Source organism: Glycomyces sp. YM15 (assembly GCF_016918015.1).
In the GTDB taxonomy this organism is placed as follows: Bacteria; Actinomycetota; Actinomycetes; order Mycobacteriales; family Micromonosporaceae; genus Glycomyces.
The window spans coordinates 1-20,860 of record NZ_JAERMK010000005.1 but is presented as its reverse complement, the minus strand read 5'-3'; the positions used below and the strand labels follow the sequence as shown (position 1 = coordinate 20,860).

Annotated in this window: 21 protein-coding genes; 18 read left to right on the top strand and 3 right to left on the bottom strand. The window is 70.8% G+C overall.

Annotated elements, in window-relative coordinates; genetic code table 11:
* Positions 1-69: 69 nt before the first annotated feature.
* The 8 genes from JHY01_RS07075 (at position 70) to JHY01_RS07040 (ending at position 8,294) form a co-directional block, all read left to right on the top strand.
* Entirely contained in the window at positions 70-429 is a 360-nt protein-coding gene (locus tag JHY01_RS07075; RefSeq protein ID WP_205324920.1) for a DUF485 domain-containing protein, read from the top strand.
* Positions 426-2,105 (top strand): cation acetate symporter, encoded by a 1,680-nt coding sequence (locus tag JHY01_RS07070; RefSeq protein WP_205324919.1) that lies wholly within the window; start codon positions 426-428, stop codon positions 2,103-2,105. Before JHY01_RS07075 ends, JHY01_RS07070 begins: the two co-directional genes overlap by 4 nt.
* A gap of 152 nt (positions 2,106-2,257) precedes the next feature.
* The gene (locus JHY01_RS27245; protein ID WP_374199509.1) at positions 2,258-3,262 is read left to right on the top strand and encodes a sensor histidine kinase; all 1,005 of its coding nucleotides are present in this window, start codon (positions 2,258-2,260) and stop codon (positions 3,260-3,262) included.
* A gap of 106 nt (positions 3,263-3,368) precedes the next feature.
* Complete coding sequence (locus tag JHY01_RS07060; protein WP_205324917.1) at positions 3,369-4,118, top strand: LytTR family DNA-binding domain-containing protein; 750 nt, start codon at positions 3,369-3,371, stop codon at positions 4,116-4,118.
* Between the two features lie 70 nt (positions 4,119-4,188).
* Positions 4,189-4,539, top strand: a complete 351-nt coding sequence (locus JHY01_RS07055; protein ID WP_205324916.1) for a hypothetical protein — start codon at positions 4,189-4,191, stop codon at positions 4,537-4,539.
* Positions 4,539-6,068, top strand: coding sequence for a cation acetate symporter (locus tag JHY01_RS07050; RefSeq protein WP_205324915.1), 1,530 nt, complete (start codon positions 4,539-4,541; stop codon positions 6,066-6,068). The genes JHY01_RS07055 and JHY01_RS07050 overlap by 1 nt, the downstream gene beginning before the upstream one ends.
* A gap of 191 nt (positions 6,069-6,259) precedes the next feature.
* Positions 6,260-7,063, top strand: coding sequence for an ErmE/ErmH/ErmO/ErmR family 23S rRNA (adenine(2058)-N(6))-methyltransferase (gene erm / locus JHY01_RS07045; RefSeq protein ID WP_205324914.1), 804 nt, complete (start codon positions 6,260-6,262; stop codon positions 7,061-7,063).
* 76 nt (positions 7,064-7,139) lie between these two features.
* On the top strand, positions 7,140-8,294 hold the full coding sequence (locus tag JHY01_RS07040; protein ID WP_205324913.1) for a response regulator: 1,155 nt from the start codon (positions 7,140-7,142) through the stop codon (positions 8,292-8,294).
* A gap of 49 nt (positions 8,295-8,343) precedes the next feature.
* On the opposite strand, the gene JHY01_RS07035 is transcribed toward JHY01_RS07040, so the two are convergent.
* Complete coding sequence (locus JHY01_RS07035) at positions 8,344-8,709, bottom strand: nuclear transport factor 2 family protein (RefSeq protein ID WP_205324912.1); 366 nt, start codon at positions 8,707-8,709, stop codon at positions 8,344-8,346.
* A 127-nt stretch (positions 8,710-8,836) separates the two neighbouring features.
* Here JHY01_RS07035 and JHY01_RS07030 point away from each other — a divergent pair, with 127 nt between their 5' ends.
* Positions 8,837-9,628 (top strand): helix-turn-helix domain-containing protein, encoded by a 792-nt coding sequence (locus JHY01_RS07030; protein ID WP_205324911.1) that lies wholly within the window; start codon positions 8,837-8,839, stop codon positions 9,626-9,628.
* Between the two features lie 138 nt (positions 9,629-9,766).
* Entirely contained in the window at positions 9,767-10,393 is a 627-nt protein-coding gene (locus JHY01_RS07025; protein ID WP_205324910.1) for a tyrosine-protein phosphatase, read from the top strand.
* A gap of 36 nt (positions 10,394-10,429) precedes the next feature.
* On the opposite strand, the gene JHY01_RS07020 is transcribed toward JHY01_RS07025, so the two are convergent.
* On the bottom strand, positions 10,430-10,924 hold the full coding sequence (locus JHY01_RS07020; protein ID WP_205324909.1) for a helix-turn-helix domain-containing protein: 495 nt from the start codon (positions 10,922-10,924) through the stop codon (positions 10,430-10,432).
* 75 nt (positions 10,925-10,999) lie between these two features.
* Here JHY01_RS07020 and JHY01_RS07015 point away from each other — a divergent pair, with 75 nt between their 5' ends.
* The 3 genes from JHY01_RS07015 to JHY01_RS07010 all read left to right on the top strand — a co-directional run bounded on the left by JHY01_RS07015 (position 11,000) and on the right by JHY01_RS07010 (position 12,455).
* A complete protein-coding gene (locus JHY01_RS07015) occupies positions 11,000-11,641 on the top strand; it encodes a dihydrofolate reductase family protein (protein WP_205324908.1) in 642 nt (213 codons plus the stop codon).
* Between the two features lie 70 nt (positions 11,642-11,711).
* Entirely contained in the window at positions 11,712-11,840 is a 129-nt protein-coding gene (locus JHY01_RS26460) for a DUF1761 domain-containing protein (protein WP_240192501.1), read from the top strand.
* Positions 11,841-11,915: 75 nt separating this feature from the next.
* Positions 11,916-12,455 (top strand): GNAT family N-acetyltransferase, encoded by a 540-nt coding sequence (locus tag JHY01_RS07010; RefSeq protein ID WP_205324907.1) that lies wholly within the window; start codon positions 11,916-11,918, stop codon positions 12,453-12,455.
* Between the two features lie 35 nt (positions 12,456-12,490).
* Here the strand turns inward: JHY01_RS07010 and JHY01_RS07005 are convergent, their stop codons facing one another.
* The gene (locus tag JHY01_RS07005; RefSeq protein WP_205324906.1) at positions 12,491-13,078 is read right to left on the bottom strand and encodes an alpha/beta fold hydrolase; all 588 of its coding nucleotides are present in this window, start codon (positions 13,076-13,078) and stop codon (positions 12,491-12,493) included.
* A gap of 267 nt (positions 13,079-13,345) precedes the next feature.
* Here JHY01_RS07005 and JHY01_RS07000 point away from each other — a divergent pair, with 267 nt between their 5' ends.
* The 5 genes from JHY01_RS07000 (at position 13,346) to gatB (ending at position 20,704) form a co-directional block, all read left to right on the top strand.
* Positions 13,346-15,100: an ABC transporter ATP-binding protein gene (locus tag JHY01_RS07000; protein ID WP_205324905.1), complete on the top strand. Its 1,755-nt coding sequence runs from the start codon at positions 13,346-13,348 to the stop codon at positions 15,098-15,100.
* Positions 15,097-17,022, top strand: coding sequence for an ABC transporter ATP-binding protein (locus JHY01_RS06995; RefSeq protein WP_307814295.1), 1,926 nt, complete (start codon positions 15,097-15,099; stop codon positions 17,020-17,022). Before JHY01_RS07000 ends, JHY01_RS06995 begins: the two co-directional genes overlap by 4 nt.
* A 354-nt stretch (positions 17,023-17,376) precedes the next feature.
* Positions 17,377-17,676 (top strand): Asp-tRNA(Asn)/Glu-tRNA(Gln) amidotransferase subunit GatC, encoded by a 300-nt coding sequence (gatC, locus tag JHY01_RS06990; protein WP_205324904.1) that lies wholly within the window; start codon positions 17,377-17,379, stop codon positions 17,674-17,676.
* Between the two features lie 3 nt (positions 17,677-17,679).
* Positions 17,680-19,179 carry an Asp-tRNA(Asn)/Glu-tRNA(Gln) amidotransferase subunit GatA gene (gene gatA / locus JHY01_RS06985; protein WP_205324903.1) on the top strand — a complete coding sequence of 500 codons (1,500 nt, stop codon included), beginning with the start codon at positions 17,680-17,682 and terminating at the stop codon, positions 19,177-19,179.
* A gap of 4 nt (positions 19,180-19,183) precedes the next feature.
* On the top strand, positions 19,184-20,704 hold the full coding sequence (gene gatB / locus JHY01_RS06980) for an Asp-tRNA(Asn)/Glu-tRNA(Gln) amidotransferase subunit GatB (RefSeq protein WP_205324902.1): 1,521 nt from the start codon (positions 19,184-19,186) through the stop codon (positions 20,702-20,704).
* Positions 20,705-20,860: the final 156 nt, after the last annotated feature.

Genomic DNA, 20,860 nt, shown 5'->3' with positions numbered 1-20,860 from the left:
GCCAGAAACGTCGACGCGGAACAGCCCGGGTAGGCCCAGTAATAAAGCCCTTCAAGGAGGAATGGCCCGATGGCTACGACCCCCACCCGCGACGGACCCCCTCCCGTCGTCACGGACGATCAACTCGCGGCGATGCACGACGACCCCCGCTTCGTGGACCTCAAACGCCGCCTGTTCCGCTTCATCGTGCCCGCCACGATCGGATTCCTCGCCTGGTACCTGCTCTACGTGCTCCTCTCGGCCTACGCCCGCGACTTCATGGGCACCGTGGTCTTCGGCAACATCAACGTGGCCCTGCTCCTCGGCCTCGGCCAGTTCGTCTCCACGTTCGGCATCGCCTGGGCCTACTCCCGCTACACGTCCCGGAATTACGACCCGCAGGCCACTGAACTCCACGACGCGGTCCACTACGGGGAGGACGCCCGATGAATCTCCTCGCACAGCAGACCGAGACCGGCCGCACCCTCACCTTCGCGCTGTTCCTGCTGATGGTGGCCGCCACCCTCGTCATCACGGTCTGGGCCCGCAAACACACCCGCGACGCGACGGACTTCCACTCCGGCGGCCGCGGATTCAAGCCCTGGCAGAACGGCTTCGCCATCGCCTCCGACTACATGTCGGCGGCCTCCTTCCTCGGCATCGCCGGCATCATCGCCCTCTCCGGTTACGACGGGTTCCTGTACTCGATCGGGTTCCTCGTCGCCTGGCTGGTCGCCCTCCTGCTCGTGGCAGAGCTGCTGCGCAACTCCGGGCGGTTCACGATGGCCGACGTCCTGTCGTTCCGGATGCGCCAGCGCCCGGTCCGCACCGCCGCCGCCATCTCGACCATGAGCGTCTCGATCTTCTACCTGCTCGCGCAGATGGTCGGTGCGGGCGCCCTCATCGCACTCCTCCTGGGCATCAAGGAAGGCGAGACGTTCCTCGGCATGGACGCCGACGTGGCCTCGAACGTGGGCATCGTCTTCGTCGGGCTGCTCATGATCCTGTACGTCGCGCTCGGCGGCATGAAGGGCACCACCTGGGTGCAGATCGTCCAGGCGATCGTGCTCCTCGGCGGGGCCGCGCTGCTGGCGCTGCTGGTCCTGGCCCAGTACGGGTTCAACATCTCCGACCTGCTCGGCGACGCCGCCAGCTCGTCGGCTGCCGGCGCGTCGTTCCTCGAACCCGGCCAGCGCTACGGCGTCGAAGTCGCCGGCGACGCCACCCAGACGATGTGGAACAAGCTGGACCTCATCAGCCTCGGCCTGGCCCTGGTCCTGGGCACGGCCGGACTGCCGCACATCCTCATCCGCTTCTACACCGTCCCCGACTCCAAGTCGGCCCGCAAGTCCGTCAACTGGGGCATCGGGCTCATCGGCAGCTTCTACCTGCTGACGCTGGTGCTCGGGTTCGGTGCCGCCGCGATGGTCGGCGCCGAGGCCATCACGGCCCAGAACCCGGCGGGCAACACCGCTGCGCCGCAACTGGCGCAGGAGGCCGGCGAGGCGTTCGGCGGTTCGACGGTGGGCGCGGTCCTGCTGGCGATCATCGCCTCCGCCGCGTTCGCCGCGATCCTCTCGACCGTGGCCGGGCTGGTGATCGCCTCGTCCTCGTCGCTCGCCCACGACCTGTACAACAGCGTCATCCGGCGCGGTGCGGCCACCGACCGCGAGGAGGTCGTGGTCGCCAAGATCGCCGCGATCGGCGTCGGGATCGTCGCTATCGTCCTGGCGATCTTCGCCCAGACGCTCAACGTGGCGTTCCTGGTGGCGCTGGCCTTCGCGGTCGCCGCCTCGGCGAACCTGCCCACGCTGCTGCTCAGCCTGTTCTGGAAGCGGTTCAACACCGCTGGAGCGGTCTGGGGCATCTACGGCGGCCTCATCTCCGCCGTCGGACTGGTGATCTTCTCGCCGGTCTTCTCAAGTACCGAACGCTCGCTGCTCGGCGAGGGGGTCGACATCGCATGGTTCCCGATGTCGAACCCCGGCTTGGTGTCCATCCCGCTCGGACTCATCTGCGCCGTGGTCGGCACGCTGATGTCCTCCGAGTCCCGTCCCGACCGGTTCGCGACCCTCCAGGTGAGGGCCCTGACCGGCGCGGGCTCGGAGCGGGCCGTGGGTCACTGAGCCCCCCGCGGGCGGGGAGGGCCGGGGCGGCCCTCCCCGCCCTTTGCTGTGGGCCCGGTTACAGTAAACACGTGATCCCCGGTCGCCTTTCCGCCTCGCTCCGAGCATCGAGGCTCGCCTCGACGCGCCGACGCGCGCTCGGTACCGGGACGCTGGGCGCCCTCCGGCTCTCCCGCCAGGTCGGTGAGTCCCTCGCCGACGGCCTCACCGGCAAGGGCGCGCCGGTCGCGGCCCGCCGCCTCGCGAAACTCCTCGCGGCCGACGCCGTGGCGCTGGCCGACTGCGACCGGGTCATCGCCGTCGCCGGGGAGCTCGACCCGGCAGCGGCCCAGAACCTGCTGGTCGAGACGCTGGACGTGCTCGAGCCGGTCACGGCCCCGCCGCTGCGGGCCTCGCCGCTCATCGTCTCGGGCGACCTCGCCGGATGCCTGATCGTGGCGGGGGACGTGAGCGACGGGGAGCTCGCCGAGGCCGCCCACCTCGTGGCGACCGCGCTCGACCACGCCGACCTGGACCGGGCGCGCGAGCGCATCGCGGCGGCGGACCTGCGCACCCTCCGGGCCCAGATCTCGCCGCACTTCATGCACAACGCCCTCGCCGCCATCAGCGCCCACACCCGCACCGACCCCGAACGCGCCCGCGAACTGCTCACCGACTTCTCGGACTACCTGCGCTACTCGTTCGCGAACACCGGCGACTACGCCACGGTCGCCGACGAGCTGCAGGCGGTGCAGACCTACCTCGAACTGCAGCGGGCCCGCTTCGACGACCGCCTCGACATCACCGTCCGCATCGCCCCGGAGGTCCTGCCCGTGCCCATCCCGTTCCTGGTCGTACAGCCGATCGTCGAGAACGCCGTGCGCCACGGCTTCGAGACGAAGCCCGGCACCGGCCACATCGCCGTGCGCGGCTTCTCCGAGGGCGCGCTCTGCGTCATCGAGGTCGAGGACGACGGCGCGGGCATGGAACCCGAGACCGCCAAGGCGATCCTCACCGGCAGCCGCCAAGGCGCCGGACGCATCGGACTCGCCAATGTCGACCGACGGTTGCGCGCCGTCTACGGCCCCGAATACGGCCTGTGGCTCGACACCGCCCCCGGAGCCGGAACCAAGGCCACCGTGAGAATCCCCAGATACGCCCGAGGAGTGCACGCATGACCGGCCCCCATCCCTACACGCCCACCCGTCGCCCGCCTCCACCCGACATCGAGGGCGCTGCGCGCCCGCCTCACCGAGCCCACTTCCCGAACCGGAGTGAACGCCGATGAGCAGCCTGCGCGTGCTCGTCGTCGAAGACGAGCCGTCCACCCGCACCGAACTCGCCGGCCAGCTCGCCGAACTGCCCGCCGTCGGCGAGGTCGTGGCCGCCGCCGGAGGCGACGAGGCGGTGCGCCTCCTCGGCTCCGGCTCGTTCGACGCCGCGTTCCTCGACATCGCGATGCCCGGCCTCACCGGCATGGACGTGGCCCGCATCCTCAGGCGGCTCTCGAACCCGCCCGAGATCGTGTTCGTCACCGCCTACGACAACCACGCCGTGGAGGCCTTCGGCCTCGGCGCGGCCGACTACCTGCTGAAACCCTTCCGACCCGAGCGCCTCGCCGAAGCGGTGGCCCGCATCGGCGGCCGCCGCTCCGCGCCCGTGGTGGGGGACAAGGCCGACGACCTCGCCGTCGTCCAGGTCGAGCTCGCCGGACGCACCGTGTTCGTGCGCCGCGACGACATCGCCTACGCCGAAGCCCACGGCGACTACGTGCGCCTCCACTCCAACCAGGGCTCGCACCTGCTCCGCCAATCCCTCACCTACCTCGAACAGGTCTGGGACGCGGCCGGTTTCGTACGCGCGCACCGCTCCTTCCTCATCAACCTCGCCCACGTCACCGAACTGCGCGTGACCTCCACGGCCGGCCTCGTCGCCGTCACCGAACCCGGCGAGGTCCCGGTGAGCCGCCGCCACTCCCGCCTCCTGCGCGAACGACTCCTCCAGGCGGCGAGGGAAGGCGGGGCGCAGCGGTGATCCAAGGCGCGCAAGGCGAGGCGGTCGCGAACGGCGGCCGCCCGAAGACCCGGACCGGGGGGAGGCGGCCGTGAACCAGCGGGTACGCGTCACCAGCCCCCAGACCCGGCTCGCCCTGCGCCGCCGGTCCGACGCCACCGGACGCCTCAGCCGCCTCGCAGGCCGCCCCCCGGTGGGCCGCAGCGCGATCGACCTCGACGACGCCGAACGCGCCCTCCGCCGCCAGCGCCGCCTCGCCGTCCGCACGGCCGCCGCGCTCCTGTTCGCCCTCGCAGCCCTGCTCACCGCCGCGTTCGTCACCCCCGGACGACTCGGCTGGGCCGTGCTCTTCTTCGCGCCCTACCCGATCCTGCTGGCCCTCGCCGCGGTCCACGTCCGCCGGGCCGAGCGCATCGAAGCCGAATACCTCGAGGACCACTGATGCTCGGCCTCGCCGCGATCAGCCTGGTCCTCGCCGCCAGCGTCGTCATCGGCGTCTGGGGCGTGCGCGCCGCACGCTCCACCCCGGACTTCCTGGTCGCCTCCCGCAGCATCGTGCCCGGCTGGAACGCCCTCGCCATCGCGGGCGAATACGTCTCGGCCGCTTCGGTCCTCGGCCTCGCCGGGCTGCTCGTCAAGAACGGCGTGGGCGCGATGTGGTACGCCGTGGGCTTCACCGCCGGATACGTGCTCGTCGCCGCGCTCGCGGCCGGGCCGATGCGCCGCAGCGGCGCGTACACCGTGCCCGACTTCGCCGAGTACCGCCTCGGCTCGCCGCGCATCCGCCGCATGTGCGGCCTCGTCGTGCTCGTCATCATGCTGCTCTACCTGCTGCCGCAGTTCAAAGCGGCCGGAGTCGTCCTCGAACTCGTCTCCGGCATCCCCTACTGGATCGGCGTGGTCGGCGCGGGACTGGTGGTCTCCTCCACCATCGCCGTCGGCGGCATGCGCTCCGCCACCTACGTGCAGGCCTTCCACTACCTGGTGAAACTCGCGTTCATCGCCGGGCCCGCGGTCTTCCTCATCGCCCTCGCCGGACCCGAGACGCGCGACGCGGCCCTCAACCTGAGCGCCGACCCCGACTGGTCGCGCCCCCTCCTCGACCTCGACGGCTCCGGCCACCCGATCCTCGCCACCGTCTCGGTCCTGGTCGCGACCACGTTGGGCGCCATGGGACTCCCGCACGTCGTGATGCGCTTCCACACCGTCGCCGGCGCCCGCGCGGCCCGCCGCGTCGCCGTCTCGGTGATCGTCCTGCTCAGCCTCTTCTACCTGTGGCCGGTCGTCTACGGCCTCCTCGGCCGCATCGCCACCCCCACACCCGAGGAGACCGACGTCGTGCCGCTCCTCGTGCCCGGCGCGATCGTCCCGGGCACGGTGGGCGCGATCCTGACCGCGCTGGTCGCGGCGGGCGCGTTCGCCGCGTTCCTCTCCACCTCTTCGGGTCTGCTGCTCGCGCTGGCCGGGGGCCTCTCGCACGACCTGTTCGGCGGTTCGCTCTCGCGGCTGCGCCTCGGCGTCGTGGTCGGCACGGCCCTCGCGGTGGCGCTGTCACTCCCGGCGGCCGATGTGGACATCAACGTGCTCGTCGGCTGGGCTTTCGCGGTGGCCGCCTCCACGTTCTGCCCGCTGCTCACCCTCGGCATCTGGTGGCGCGGCCTCACCGCGCCGGGCGCGACGGCGGGCCTGCTCGTGGGCGCGGGCACTTCTACCGGGGCGGCGCTCGCCTCGGTGGTCCTCGACCTCGAACCGGGCGTCCTCTCGGTGCTCCTCGCGCAACCGGCATTGTGGACGGTCCCACTCGCGTTCCTCGTCATGATCGCGGCGTCCAGGCCCGGCTCGGTGCCCGAGTGGGCGAACGAGGCGGTCCTGCGCCTCCACGTGCCGGGCCGCTACTCGTCCGGGGACTCAGGGGCCATCCCGCGGGCGAGGCGCGAGAACCGGGTGGACGCTCCGGATGAAACCGGATAATCTCGCGGGCATGGCAGGATCACCGGGGTTGAACGCGTGCGCCGCGTTCGGCCCGTGCTTCATTCGGCTGCGCGCGGCGGCCTAGGCCCCGCACGCGCTTCTCTTCGACCGCCGTCTTCACGGCGTAGCGCCCTGCTCGGGCCTAGGCGATTCGATCGTCCTGATTCGACTCGTCCTCATGGAGCCTTCCCATGTCCCGCAGCCAATTTCCGCGCGCCCGAGAGCACCGAAAGGTCTCGACCCGCAAGGCCCTGTCCCAGAACTTCCTTCGCGACCCGCACCTGGCGCGCGCGTTCGTCGACGCCGCCGGCGTCGGGCCCGACGACCTCGTGATCGAGGCCGGACCCGGCGACGGCATGGTCACGAAGCAACTGCTCCATCGCGCCCGCCGCGTGGTCGCCTACGAGAAGGACCGGCACTTCGTCGAACGCCTGCGCTCCCGGCTCGGCCACCACGAGCACTTCCGCTGCCACCAAGCCGATTTCCGCGACGTGGTGCCGCCTCGCGAGCCGTTCACCGTGGTGTCCAACGCGCCCTTCGGGATCACCACGGACATCGTCCGCTGGTGCCTCGCCGCGCGCACGCTCGACTCGGCCGCCCTGGTCACGCAGCTCGAATTCGCCCGCAAGCACACCGGTGACTACGGCCGCTGGAGCCGCCTCACCGTCGAGCACTGGCCCGAGTTCGACTTCGCGCTCGGGAGGCGCATCGACCGCCGCGAGTTCCGGCCCGTGCCGCAGGTCGACGCGGCCGTGTTCCATCTGCGCCGCCGCCCGAAGCCCTTGCTGCCCAAGGGAGCCATGGCCGACTACCGCGACCTGGTGGACCTCGGATTCTCCGGGGTCGGCGGCTCCCTCGCCGCGTCCCTGTGCCGGGTCGTCCCGCGCGGCATCGCATTCAGCGCCTGCGCCGAGGCCGGGATCGCCCGCGGCCAGGTCGTGGGGCACGTCCCGCCGGACCGCTGGATCGCCCTGTACCGCGCGCTCACCCGTTGAGGCACCGGAGGTTCCGGGGCGAAGGCCGATTACAGTGGAGAGGCCCGGCCCCGGTATCCCCTCTTTGGAGCCATCGATGAGCGAAGCCATCTGGATCGAACTGATCAAGATCATCCCCACGTTCGTCTGGCTCGGGCTGGGCCTGGGGGCGCTCTTCGTCGCCAAGCGGCTCCTCGCACAGCAAGCGCACCGAATGACCCGCGTGGAGTCGCCGTTCGTGTCCGTCGACTTCGCGCAGGACGCGATCGAGCAGGCCTTCAACCGCGGGCCCGAGACGCCCGCCGCGGAAACCGAGGGCGCGGCGCCGGTCTCCGGGCCGCCCCTGCCGGCCGAAGGCGCCGACGAGGCGCAATGGCGCCGGCAGGTTCCGGTCGAACCGGGCGGCTGGGCGACGCCCGCCCCCGGCGGTTCCGCCGAGCCCGGAGTCTGGAACGGATCCCGGCCGGACGACTCCGATGCCACGCATATGCTGCGGCCCAGGCGACCCGCAGACGACTCCGATGAGGACGAACTCGACCTCGAGTCGCTGCTCGACGAGATCGCGGCCGTCGACGGCGCGAACGACGGCGAGGGCGTCCAGACCGCTCCGGCGGCCCGCGAACCGCGCCCGGCCGAGACCCCGCCGAACGGCGGCCCGGTGTACCCCGCGATTCCCGCGCAGCAGGGACTCCCGGCGAGGTACCCGCCTCCCGCCGCGCCGCCGGGCGGCACCACGGCCTACCGGCCGCCGTCGTACTTCGCGGCCACGGCCGACCCGCAGCGCGGACTGCGCGCCGCCACCCGGCTCGCCGGGGCGGCCGACCTGCTCCAGGGCGGCGCGATCCTGTGGGTCGACGACCACCCGCACTGGAACGAGCCGCTCATCCGCCTCTTCCGAACGGCCGGAATGCGGGTCGACCCCGTCGGCACCACGGAAGAGGCCCTCCGGTACCTCGACCGCGACGATTACGACCTGGTCATCACCGACCTGCGCCGGGAACGCGACCCGGGGGACCAGGTCGCCGGGATGGCGCTGCTCGACCGCATGGTCGCGCGCGGCTTCCCCACGCCCGCCATCGTCTTCTCCGACAACCCGCAGGTCCGCACGATGTCCCACCCGCGCGCCGCCGCGACCACCAACAGCCCCGAGGAACTGGTGAACCATGTCGTGGACCTGGTCGCCCACCGCCGCAACGCCATGAACCAACCGCAGCGCTCGAATCGGGGCGGCCTGTTCTTCGGCAACGGCTGAGCCCCGCCCTACGGTCGTCGAACGCCGCCGCGCCCGTCCCCGGCGCCGCTCAAGCGCTCGGGACCTTGTCGAGGAAGCCCAGCACCTGGGTGATCCGCCCGTCCTCGTCGAGCACCACCACGTCGAAGCCCACGACCGGCGGCTCGGCACCCTCGGGCCCGAGGCTCCACGTGAACCGGGCCTGCCGGCCGTGGCCGTCCGCCGGCCCGACGAGCGTGAAGACCCAACCGGGGAACTGCCGGTGCGCACCGGCGATGAAGGCCTCGATGCCGTCGTGGCCCTCCACGGCGGCCATGGGGTCGGTGTAGCTGACATCGGCGGCGAACACGTCGGCGACGAGGCGCTTGCGCTCTACCGCGCCGCTCGCGTTGCAGGCGTCGATGTAGGCGGCGGCGACGGCGTTGAAGTCGTTCATGTCGATTCCCTGTCTCTCACTGCCCCGGCGATGTCCGGGAACGACACCAGCTTCGCCGCGATCACGGCGTCCGTCGATTACCTCAGCGGTAATGGGCTGCACTACCTGTGGGTTTAGGCTGGGCCCCATGGCAGCACCGCTCACCGAGACCGCCTCGCGACGATCACCGGGGGACCTGATCCGGCACTGGCGCAGGCAGCGGCACCTGACGCAGCAGCAGCTGGCCCTCCAGTGCCGCATCTCCTCCCGGCACTTGAGCTTCATCGAGACCGGGCGTTCCCGGCCGACGGCCGCGATGGTCGTCAAGGTCTGCGAGGAACTCGACGTCCCGCTGCGCCACCGCAACGACATCCTCATGGCAGCCGGACACGCCCCCGCCTACAGTGAATCCTCACTCGACCAGCCCTCGACGAGCATCATCGGGAAGGCCCTCATCCAGATCCTCGACGGCCACATGCCGTATCCCGCGGTCGTGGTCGATCGACAGTGGAACCTGGTCGACGCGAACCCCGCCATCGACCGCCTCCTCGAAGGCGCGGCCCCCGAACTCCTCGAGCCGCCGGTCAACGTGCTGCGGCTCAGCTTGCACCCCAAGGGCATCGCGCCCCGCATCCGCAACCTCCCGCAGTGGCGGGGCCATATCCTCTCCCGCCTCGACCACCAGATCCGGGCCACCGGCGACCCCGAACTCGAGCGGCTGCGAGCAGAACTGCGCGGGTACCCCGGCGGCATCGACACCGCTCCGCCGCACAGCCTCGTCGTCCCGCTCCGCATCGACACCGGCGGCGGCGTCCTCTCGTTCTTCAGCACCACTACCGTGTTCGGCACCCCGATGGACGTCACGGTCGCCGAGCTCGCCATCGAATCGTTCTTCCCCGCCGACCCCGAAACCGCTGCAGCACTGGGCCGGAGCCACTAGTCCGAAGCCACGCAGGAAGCGACCGACCGCTGTGGTGAAGTGCAGGTCCGTTCGCAGTGGAGGACGCCCTCGCGACCGCCCCGAAGCCAGGACGGTCGCCGCAGCGAGCCCACGTGGCCCCGACCTTCTTGGAGCGCCATGCCGTTTCTCGACCTCCCCGACTGCGTCAACGCCCGCGACCTCGGCGGCACGCCGCTCCCCGGCGGCTCGACCGTCCGAATGCGAGCGCTGCTTCGGTCGGACAACCACGACCTGCTCACTGAAGCCGGTATCGACGCCGTCCGCGAACTCGGAGTCGTCCGGATCCTCGATCTGCGGCACGGCTGGGAGGCCGGGGAGTTCCCGAGCCCCTTCGGCGATGACGAGATCTACCGCAACCTGCCGCTGCTGGGCGTGTACCCCGGCTTCGACCCGACCGCGCCCGACGACTACCGGCCCGAGGTCGACCACGCACCCGACCGCGTCGCGGCCGCGTTCACAGCGTTCGCCGAAGCCCCGCCCGGACCGGTGCTCGTGCATTGCCATGCGGGCCGCGACCGCACCGGGATCCTGACGGCGATCCTCCTCGCCGTCGCCGGGGCGGCCCGCGAGGACATCGTCGCCGACTACGCCGACACCGATGGCGCGGAAGCGAAGACCATGCAGGACCTGCTCGACCACTTCGACCGAGCGCACGGGGGAGTGGCCGCCTATCTGGTCGAAGCCGGGGTCGAGCGCCGTCACCTGGACACGGTGCGCGTCCGCCTGACGGCCGACCTCACTTGAGCACTCGGCAGACCGTCCGCAGCGCGGGCTGATCGGTTATGCCGCTTCGCCGCCGACCGCGGCCCGATACGCGGCTTCGAGCCGTTCCAGGGGCCCGGGTCCTTCGCGTCCCACCGGTGCCGCCCCGAGGTGGCGTACGCGCAGTTCGTCCATGAGCTCCTCGATGAACGGCGTTCCCTCGGCGCGCATGAGCTCCTGCCTTGTGCGCAGTTCCGGTGTGCCCGTTCGCCAGTCCAGGCCCCAGTTGCCGAGCGCGAACAGGATCGGCACCGTCTGGATGCCGGCCTCGGTGAGGCTGTAGCGGGCCCGCTGGCCGCGCAGAACGTCCTCTTTGGTCAGGATGCCGGCGGCGACGAGCTTCTTCAGCCGGTCGCTGAGGATGTTCGACGCGATGCCCTCGATCGAACCGTTCAGCAGCTCGCGGAAGTACCGGCGATCGCCGAAGACCATGTCCCGCAGCACCAGGAACGACCAGTGGTCGCCCAGCGCCTCCACGGCCGCGTTGATCGCGCACCCGGACCTCGGTTCCATGATCCCTCCTTGACGCCGTCGGCAGCCCGAACTACACTAGTGATTGCATTTTACAACCACTTTGAGGAGCACGCAATGGGCCGGGTACGAGTCGATCTCAACATCTCCCTCGACGGATACGCGACGACCACCGACCAGACTCCTGAAGACCCGATCGGCCAGGACTGGCACCGCCTGACCGCCGCCTACGTCGGGACACGGACCTTCCGCGAGCGCGTGCTCGGCCAGCCGGGCAAGGGCACCACCGGTCTGGACAACGACTACGCGGCGGCGTACTTCGAGGACATCGGCGCCGAGATCATGGGCGCGGGCATGTTCGGACTGCACCTCCACCCCGACGACCCCGACTGGCAGGGCTGGTGGGGACCCAACCCGCCCTTCGGCGTCCCGGTCTTCGTGCTCACCCACGAGCAGCGGCCGACGCTGGAGATGGAGGGCGGCACCACGTTCCACTTCGTCCAGACCTCGATCGAGGAGACCCTCGCCGACGCGAGGGAGGCCGCAGGCGAACTCGATGTGCGCATCGGAGGCGGGATCCGGACGGTACGCTCCTACCTGGCCGCGGGCCTGGTCGACCGCCTCCACGTCGCGGTCGTGCCGATCCTGCTCGGCCGCGGCCAGAACCTATGGGCGGACTTGCGTGAGTTCGAGCGGGACTACAAGGTCACCAGCGAGGTAGCCCCGAGCGGCATCACCCACGTGACCTTCGCCCGCTAGCCGACCTGCCCCCGCCGGCGTGCGCCGTTCGGTTCAGGCCGACCTTCGGGCCGTGTAGACCACGGTCACGTTGCGGTCCGCGATCTCGCCGTCGAATTCCCGCTCCTTCGAGCTGAAACCCGCGAAGCTGACGATCCTCAACAGCGCCTATCAGCTGGTGCTGTTCCTCGCCATGGCACTGGTGATCGGGCTGATGTAGCCGGAGGCCATCCCGGGCGGTACCGCAGGCGACACCCGTGTCGGCCCTTGCCGATCGGTGATCCAGAATCGTCGGATGGTCACGCTCGAGACTCCTCGCCTGATCCTGCGCCGCTGGCGGGAGGGGGACATCGCGCCCATGGCCGCCGTCAACGCCGACCCGGAGGTCATGCGGTGGATCCGTGACGGCAGCGTCCGTGATGAGCGGCAGACTCGCGAGGGTATCCGCGCGTGGGAGGACGAGTGGGAGTCCCACGGCTTCGGTCTGTTCGCCGTGGAGCTCCGGTCCACTGGCGAGCTGGCCGGGTTCACCGGTCTCGCAGTGCCCCACTTCCTGCCGGAGATACTGCCGGCGGTCGAGGTCGGCTGGCGCCTGGGACGGGCCCACTGGGGGCGGGGTCTGGCCACCGAAGCCGCTGCGGCCGCCGTGCGGTTCGCGTTCGAGGAGCGGGGGCTGGAGCGGATCGTCAGCGTCGCTCAAGTGGGGAACGACGCCTCCGAGCGGATCATGGTGAAACTGGGGATGCGTCTGTTCCGCGAGACCGTCAGCCCCGCCGCCGGTCGGCCGGTGCGGGTCTTCGAGTTGTCCTCGGACCAGTACGCCGCAAGCGTTTGAGACGGCATCGGCGAGGCCCACGAGGAGCCGTCCGCTCAAGCGGCGAGTTCGCGGAGGTCGTCGGTGAAGCGCTTCGGGTCGCTCAGGTGGGGGCAGTCGCCGCCGGTCCCGTAGGTCGCGCAGGCGGCGTCGGGGATGCGCTCGCGGAGCCAGGCCTCGTAGCCCGGTCCGGGACCGCCGGCGAAGATCGCGAGATAGCGGCAGCGGATGCGGCGCGGTCCGCCGGTGATCTCCTGGAGGGCGCGTTCGGTGTCGGGGTCGTGGTGCGGTTCGTCAAGGCGCTGTTCGATGTTGACCACGGCGTGGGCGAGGTAGCGGGCCGCGAAGAGCGAGGCGACCAGTGCCGCGTGCCCGTGGCCCGCGACGACCGGCGCCCGGGTGCCCATGGCGGCCACGTACGCCCCCAGTGCTTCGGCCTGGTCACCGATCGAGCGGCCTTCCGGAAGGTCGAGGACCGCGACGGTGTGCTCGTCGGCGAGCCGGGCGGCGACCGGCCACCAGGCCGAGCGGTCGCCGCCGGCCGGGTTGAGGAGCAGGACGGGGCGGCCGTCGGTGCCCCAGCGGTCGGCGCCGTGCCGCCGGTCGGGGTCTTGGAGGAGGTCTTCGAAACGCAGCGCCGGCATGGCGGTGGCTCCTGTCGAGTGGTCGGCGAAAGGGTCGTGGGCGTTGTCGTCGGCCGGGCAGGGGATCGCGGGGCGCCGTATCGGAGGTGGCGCGCAGAGTCTACGAGGCGATGTGAGGTAATTTTTACGAGGGTCCGTTTCATCCCTTCTGATCAGTGCGACCCTGATCTCTCACGAATCCCCTACGCTCAGCGAAGTTCCTGGTGGGCACCCGTTCGGGAGGTTAATCGATTGCCGGGTGTCGGACCCGCCCTTTACGCTCGGCTAGTGAGGTTCCTCCGCGCCCCCGTGCTGCCGCTCGACGATCCGCTGCTCCCCGAAGGGACCAGAGGCGACCCGTCGTCCTCCGCATCGGCCAAGGAGCCGCCGACCACCCCGTGGCTGCTCCTCGCGTGGGTGGCCACGCGCCGCAAGGGCCTCACCGCCGCGGCGCTCATCACCTCCGGCATCGCGCTCGGCGCCTTGCCCGTGCTCCCGTTCTTCCTCACCGGCGCCGTCGACAGCGGTCTGCGCGAACGGGACTGGAGCGCGCTCACCTTCTGGTCCCTCGGCATGGTCCTCGCCGGGTTCTTCACCGCCGGGATGATCGTCTGGTCGCACCGCCTCACCGTGTTCTGGCGCGCGGACGCCTCCTACCGGGTCCTGCAGCTCGCCACCCGCAAGGTCAACCGCCTCGGCGACGACCTCCGCAGGAAGCTCACCACCGGCGAGGTCGTGAGCGTCGGCGCCACCGACATCAACCGGATCTCGTGGGCCGTCGACTCGCTCGCCCCCACCGCGGGCTGCCTCGTCGGGCTCATCGCCGTCGGCGTGCTCCTGTTCAACACCTCGGTCGCCTTGGGCCTCACCATCTTCGTCGGCGTGTTCGCCGTCGGCCTCGTCACCGGCCCGCTGCTCACCCGCCTCCAGACCCGCCAAGAGCAGTACCGCGAGCGGGTCGGCGACATCACCGAGCGCGCCTCCGACATCGTCTCGGGCCTGCGCGTGCTGCGCGGCATCGGCGGCGAGGACCGGTTCAACGCCTCCTACCGCCGCGACTCGGACGCCCTCCGCTCCGCCGGATACAAGGTCGCCGGGCCCACCGCCTGGCTCAACTCCCTCGGCGAAGGCACGCCCGCGATCCTCCTCGGCGTCGTCATCTGGATCGCCGCGCGCCAAGTGGCCGCCGGGGACCTCACGCCCGGCCAGATGGTCGCCGCGTTCGGGTACACCGGGGCGCTGCTGCTGCCCGTGCACTGGCTCATCGGCTGCACCTACCGCATCATCGAGGGCCGCGTCGCCGCGGGCAAGGTCTGCGAGCTGCTCAGCACGCCCGAACGCGAGACCTCGGCCGAGGTCCTGCCCGGCCCGCGCGGCGGCGCCGAGCTCCACGACCCCGAGTCCGGACTGACCGTGGCGGGCGGCGAACTCCTCGCCGTCGCGTCCGCCGACTCCGAGCAGGTCGCCGCCGTCTTCGACCGCCTCGGCGGGTTCACCGAGTCCGAAGCCCGCTTCGGCGCCGTGCCGGTGTCGCAGTTGGACCGGGACGAGCTGCGCCGCCGCGTGCTCGTCGCCGACCACGACGCGTACCTGTTCGCCGGGACCGTCGCCGCTGCCGTCGCCGCCCGCGCCGGCCACGACCGCGTGGACGCCGCCATCGAAGCGGCCTCCGCGTACGACGTCGTCGAAGCGCTCCCCGACGGCCTCGACACCGAGGTCGACAACCAGGCCCGCACCCTCTCCGGCGGCCAGCGCCAGCGGCTCCGACTCGCCCGCGCCATCGCCGCCGACCCCGAGGCCCTGCTCCTGCACGAGCCGACCTCAGCGGTCGACTCCCACACCGAGGCCCGCATCGTCGAGCGCCTCGCCGAGACCCGCGGCGGCCGCGCCACCGCCGTCGCCACCACTTCGCCGCTGTGGCTCGGCCGCGCCGACAAGGTCGCGTTCGTCCAGGGCGGCAAGGTCATCGCCCACGGCACCCACCGCGACCTGATCGCCGAACACGCCGACTACCGCGCCCTCGTCACCAGAGGAACAGAGTGAGTACGACCACCATGACCGACAAGAGGACGAACCAGCTGCCGATCGCCGACACCCGGACGGTCCGCCGCGCGTTCTTCCGGCTCCTCGGCTCCGAGAAGCGCCGAGCCGTGACCGCGGTCGGCCTCCACCTGGTCGCCGCCGTGGCCGCGGCGGTCGCCCCTATCCTGCTGGGGGACATGCTCGACGCGCTGTCCTCCGGCTCCGGGACGGGCGAGATCGACAAGCTCGCGCTCGGCATCGTCGCCGCCATCGTCGCGGTCGTGGCCTTCACCTGGGCGGGCACGTACGTGTCCTACCGCCTCGGCGAACGGCTGTCCGCGCGGATGCGCGTCCAGTTCGTCGAGCGCGCCCTGCGCCTGCCGATGCCCGTCGTCGAACAGGCCGGCTCCGGCGACCTCATGACCCGCTCCTCCGCCGACGTCCCCGAAGCGGGCGTCCTCTTCCGAGACGGCCTCCCGCAGGTCACCGTCTCGATCCTGAAGGTCCTGGTCTTCTTCGGCGCCATGCTCATCGCCAGCCCCCTGCTCGGCCTGTGCATGCTCGTGGTCGTCCCACCGCTGTGGGTCGGCACCCGCTGGTACCTCAAACGCGGACGCAACGGCTACCTCGCCGAACGCGAGGCCGAATCGAACATCGGCGACACCATCGGCGCCTCCGCCGACGGCGCCCGCACCACCGAGGCCTACCGGCTCCGCGCCCAGCGCGACGCCGCCGGGGACGCCACGGTCGCCAAGCACTGGAAGGCCGCCCGCTACACGCTGTTCCTGCGCAGCGTCTACTTCCCGTTCCTCGACGGCGCGTACGCCCTGCCGACCGCGACCGTGCTGCTCGTCGGCGGCGCGTTCTACTTCAACGGCGAGGTCACCCTCGGCACCGTCGCCTCCTGCGCGGTCCTGACCCGCCAGATCATGTTCCCGATCGACCACATCCTCATGTGGGTCGAGAAGGTCCAGCGCGGCTTCGCTGCCATGTCCCGCATCGAAGGCGTGGCCGAAGCCGAAGACGCCGAGGCGGACGCCACGACCGAGCGCCCGACGGACGGCACCGTGGAGCTCACCGAGGTCCGCTACGCCTACCCGACCAGTCCCCGTGACGTGCTCCACGGCGTCACCCTCAGCGTTCCCGCCGGGCAGCGCCTCGCCGTCGTCGGCCCTTCCGGCGCAGGCAAATCCACGCTCGCGCGCCTCATCTCCGGCTCCGACGTGCCCCGCGAGGGCCGCGTCGCGATCGGCGGCGTCGACGTCGCAGCCCTGCCGCTCGACGAGCGCCGCAGACGCGTCACCCTGGTCACCCAGGAGCACCACGTCTTCACGGCCTCCCTGCGCGACAACCTGATCCTCGCCAAAGCCGAAGCGACCGACGATGAACTGCGCGACGCCCTCGCCGCGGTCGGCGCGGACTGGGCCTTCGACCTGCCCGAGGGGCTCGGTACACCGCTGGGCGGCAAGAACCGGGAGCTCGACGCGGCGAGCGCCCAGCAGATCGCGCTGGCGCGGATCATCCTGGCCGACCCCGATGTGGTGATCCTCGACGAGGCCACGGCGATGCTCGACCCTCGCGCGGCCCGCGACACCGAACGCGCGCTCGGAGCGGTCCTGGAGGGCCGCACCGTGATCGCGATCGCGCACCGGCTCCACACCGCGCACGACGCCGACCGCATCGCGGTGGTGGAGGACGGCCGGGTCGCCGAACTGGGGAACCACGACGAGTTGATCGCGCTCGACGGCCACTACGCCGCGCTTTGGCGGGCCTGGCACGGCGAGGGATCGAGCCGTAAATGTGCAGAGCACGGCGAGGGATCGAGCCGTAAATGTGCAGAGCACGGCGAGGGATCGAGCCGTAAGTTTGCGGAGCACGGCGAGGCCGAGCGCGCCGAACCGGCGCAGGAAGACGAGTTCGCGGCTACGTCGAATACCTTGTAGCCCCAACAAAGAACCAGGCCCCGGGCTTTCGCCCGGGGCCTGTACTGGCTCGAGAACACCACCACAAGTCGGAACACCCACCGACTCGTTCTTAGCAAGGAAACAGAAAGGAAACCAGGAAACCCGTTCCGAACCAGTGCCGAAAGAGTATCACGTCACATGTCCACTGGCTAGGGGGTCATATCCAGGTCACTCGATCCGTGTCGAACGAATTTAGCGATCCGTCCGTCACACCTCCGGGAACCCGCTTCCCCACCGGCCCACACCGGGCGGTGCCCGCGTCGGGCCCTGGCCGCGCACGGCCTAGACTCGACTGGTCTTCCCGCAGCTAGTAACCGTTAGGAAACACCTGTCGTGAGTACGATTTCACGCGAGGAAGTCGCGCACCTGGCGCGACTGGCCCGCCTCGAAGTCACCGATGACGAGCTCGACGCCTTCGCCGGCCAGCTCGACGTCATCCTCGAATCGATGAAGACGCTTGCCGAAGTGAACACGGACGGCGTCCAGCCGACCTCGCACGCGGTGCCGTTGGTGAACGTGTTCCGGGAAGACCAGCCCCAGCCGTCCCTGCCCCGCGACGCCGTCCTCGCGGGCGCACCCGACACCGCCGAGGACCGCTTCCGCGTCCCGCGCATCCTGGACGAGGAGGCCTAGCCCATGAGTCGCATCATCGACAAGACCGCAGCCGAGCTCGCCGCGGACATCCGCGAGGGCCGCCTCACCTCCGTCGAGGTCACCACCGCGTTCCTCGACCGCATCGACGCCGTCGACGGCACCCTGAACGCCTTCCTCCACGTCGACCGCGAAGGCGCGCTCGCCACCGCGGCCGAGGTCGACGCCGCCGTCGCCGCCGGTCAGGAACTCGGCCCGCTCGCGGGCGTCCCGATCGCCGTCAAGGACGTCGTGGTCACCAAGGGCCTCCCGACCACCGCCGCCTCGAAGATGCTCGAAGGCTGGATCCCGCCCTACGACGCGACGATCACCGAGCGCCTCAAGGCCGCGAAGATGCCGATCCTCGGCAAGACGAACATGGACGAGTTCGCGATGGGCTCCTCCACCGAGTACTCGGCCTTCGGGAAGACCCTGAACCCGTGGGACAACGGGCGCATCCCCGGCGGCTCCGGCGGCGGTTCCGCCTCGGCCGTCGCCGCCAAGATGGCCCCGCTCGCCATCGGCACCGACACCGGCGGCTCGATCCGCCAGCCCGGCGCCGTGACCGGCACGTTCGGCGCCAAGCCCACGTACGGGTCCAACTCCCGTTACGGCCTCATCGCCTTCTCGTCCTCTCTGGACACCCCGGGCCCCGTGTCCCGCAACGCCCTCGACGGCGCGCTGCTCCACGAGGTCATCTCCGGCTACGATCCGCGCGACTCCACCGCGATCGACGCGCCCGTCCCGCCCGTGGTCGCCGCCGCCAAGGCCGGCGCCACCGGCGACCTCTCGGGCGTCAAACTCGGCATCGTCAAGGAGTTCGCCGAAGGCACCGACGCCGCCGAACCCGGCGTCATCGCCGCCTACGAGGCCGGCGTCGAGCAGCTCGTGAAGCTCGGCGCCGAGATCGTCGAGGTCTCCTGCCCGTCCTTCACCTACGCGCTGCCCACGTACTACCTCATCGCCCCCTCCGAGGCCTCCTCCAACCTGGCCCGCTACGACGGCGTCCGCTACGGCCTGCGCTCCGGCGACGACGGCGAACGCGGCCTCGAAGAGGTCATGAGCCTCACCCGCGAAGCCGGATTCGGCCCGGAGGTCAAGCGCCGCATCATCCTCGGCACCTACGCGCTCAGCGCCGGGTACGTGGACGCGTTCTACGGCAAGGCCCAGCTCGTGCGCACCCTCATCAAGCAGGACTTCGAGAAGGCCTTCGAACAGGTCGACGCCATCATCAGCCCGACCACGCCGTTCATCGCCTTCAAGTTCGGCGAGCGCACCGGCGACCCGTACCAGATGTACCTCGCCGACCTCTACACGATCCCGACCAACCTCTACGGCGGCCCCGGCGTCTCAGTGCCCGTGGGCCTCTCCGAGGGCATGCCCGTCGGCCTCCAGGTCATGGGCCCGGTCATGGGCGACGACATCACCTATCGCGTCGCGGCCGCCCTGGAATCCACCCAGGAGACCCTGCTCGCCGACACCGCGCCCGAGATCGAAGGGAAGTAGCCCGATGACCCAACAAATTGACGGCTCGCAAGCTCGCCGAAGCGGGTTGAACGACTACGACAAGGCCGTCGAGACCTACGAGCCCGTCCTCGGCCTCGAGACCCACATCGAACTCGACACGCGCACCAAGATGTTCTGCGGCTGCTCGACGACCTTCGGCGCCGAGCCCAACACCCAGACCTGCCCGGTGTGCCTGGCCCTGCCCGGCGCGCTCCCCGTCGCCAACAAGGCCGCCATCGAGGCGACCATCAAGATCGGCCTGGCCCTCAACTGCCACATCGCCGAGTGGACGCGCTTCGCCCGGAAGAACTACTTCTACCCGGACATGCCGAAGAACTTCCAGACCAGCCAGTACGAGGAGCCGCTCTGCGAGAACGGCTACGTCGACGTGGTCGTGGACGGCAAGGAGTACCGCGTCGAGATCGAGCGGGTCCACCTCGAAGAGGACACCGGCAAGACCCTCCACGTCGGTGGCGCCACCGGCCGCATCCACGGCGCCACCGAATCCCTCGTGGACTACAACCGCGCCGGCATCCCCCTCGTCGAGATCGTCACCAAACCCGTTCCGGGAACGGGCGCTCTCGCACCCGAGGTCGCCAAGGCCTACACCGCCGAACTGCGCGACATCGTCCGCTCCCTCGGCGTCTCCGACGTCCGCATGGAGCAGGGCTCCCTGCGCTGCGACGTCAACCTCTCGCTCAACCTCCCCGGCGAGGAGTGGGGCACCCGCACCGAGACCAAGAACGTCAACTCCCTGCGCTCGGTCGAACGCGCCGTCCGCTACGAGGTGCGCCGCCAGTCCGCGCTCCTCGACGCCGGCGAGCGGATCTTCCAGGAGACCCGCCACTTCCAGGAGACCACCGGCGAGACCCGCGCCGGACGCTCCAAAGAGGAAGCCACCGACTACCGGTACTTCCCCGAACCCGACCTCGCCGTCATGGAACCGTCCCGCGAATGGGTCGAGGAGCTCCGCGCGACCCTCCCCGAACTCCCGCGCAAGCGCCGCGAACGCCTCCAGGCCGAATGGTCACTGGGCGACAAGGAGATGCAGTCGGTCGTCAACGCCGACGCCGTCGACCTCATCCAGGCCACCGTCGACGCCGGGACCACCCCCTCCGGCGCTGTCAAATGGTGGCTCGGCGAGCTCTCCCGCCGCGCCAACGAGTCCGGCGAGGAACTCGCCGCGCTGGCCATCACGCCGAAGCAGGTCGCCGAGCTGCAGGGCATGGTCGACGACGGCCGCCTGAACGACAAGCTGGCCCGCCAGGTCATCGACGGCGTGCTCGCCGGTGAAGGCGACCCGGCCGACGTCGCCGCCAAGCGCGGTCTCGAGGTCGTCTCCGACACGGGCGCGCTCGAAGTGGCCGTCGAGGAGGCCATCGCCGCCAACCCGGCCGTCGCCGACAAGATCCGCGGCGGCACCCACGCCGCCGCCGGCGTCCTCATCGGAGCGGTGATGAAGGCCACCAAGGGCCAGGCCGACGCCGGCACGGTCCGCAAGATCATCCTGGACAAACTGAGCTGATGAGCGCACTCGGGGCCGGGCGGCGTCTGGGCGGATTCTAGGGGTGGTTGCAACACTGCTGGTTATTCGCTGGTGTGGATGAGTTTAGCGAGGCGCTCGGCTGGGGTTTCCCAGGCGAGCGTTTTGCGTGGGCGTCCGTTGAGTTCGGCGGCGACG

Bases quoted from the DNA above. Each gene is read 5' to 3' on its own strand.
- JHY01_RS07075 (WP_205324920.1), top strand. From the start codon at position 70: ATGGCTACGACCCCCACCCGCGACGGACCCCCTCCCGTCGTCACGGAC.
- JHY01_RS07010 (WP_205324907.1), top strand. From the start codon at position 11,916: ATGGTCACGCTCGAGACTCCTCGCCTGATCCTGCGCCGCTGGCGGGAG.
- JHY01_RS07070 (WP_205324919.1), top strand. From the start codon at position 426: ATGAATCTCCTCGCACAGCAGACCGAGACCGGCCGCACCCTCACCTTC.
- erm (WP_205324914.1), top strand. From the start codon at position 6,260: ATGTCCCGCAGCCAATTTCCGCGCGCCCGAGAGCACCGAAAGGTCTCG.
- JHY01_RS07035 (WP_205324912.1), bottom strand. From the start codon at position 8,709: ATGAACGACTTCAACGCCGTCGCCGCCGCCTACATCGACGCCTGCAAC.
- JHY01_RS07040 (WP_205324913.1), top strand. From the start codon at position 7,140: ATGAGCGAAGCCATCTGGATCGAACTGATCAAGATCATCCCCACGTTC.
- JHY01_RS07015 (WP_205324908.1), top strand. From the start codon at position 11,000: ATGGGCCGGGTACGAGTCGATCTCAACATCTCCCTCGACGGATACGCG.
- JHY01_RS07020 (WP_205324909.1), bottom strand. From the start codon at position 10,924: ATGGAACCGAGGTCCGGGTGCGCGATCAACGCGGCCGTGGAGGCGCTG.
- gatA (WP_205324903.1), top strand. From the start codon at position 17,680: ATGAGTCGCATCATCGACAAGACCGCAGCCGAGCTCGCCGCGGACATC.
- JHY01_RS07060 (WP_205324917.1), top strand. From the start codon at position 3,369: ATGAGCAGCCTGCGCGTGCTCGTCGTCGAAGACGAGCCGTCCACCCGC.
- JHY01_RS07050 (WP_205324915.1), top strand. From the start codon at position 4,539: ATGCTCGGCCTCGCCGCGATCAGCCTGGTCCTCGCCGCCAGCGTCGTC.
- JHY01_RS07030 (WP_205324911.1), top strand. From the start codon at position 8,837: ATGGCAGCACCGCTCACCGAGACCGCCTCGCGACGATCACCGGGGGAC.
- JHY01_RS07005 (WP_205324906.1), bottom strand. From the start codon at position 13,078: ATGCCGGCGCTGCGTTTCGAAGACCTCCTCCAAGACCCCGACCGGCGG.
- gatB (WP_205324902.1), top strand. From the start codon at position 19,184: ATGACCCAACAAATTGACGGCTCGCAAGCTCGCCGAAGCGGGTTGAAC.
- JHY01_RS07025 (WP_205324910.1), top strand. From the start codon at position 9,767: ATGCCGTTTCTCGACCTCCCCGACTGCGTCAACGCCCGCGACCTCGGC.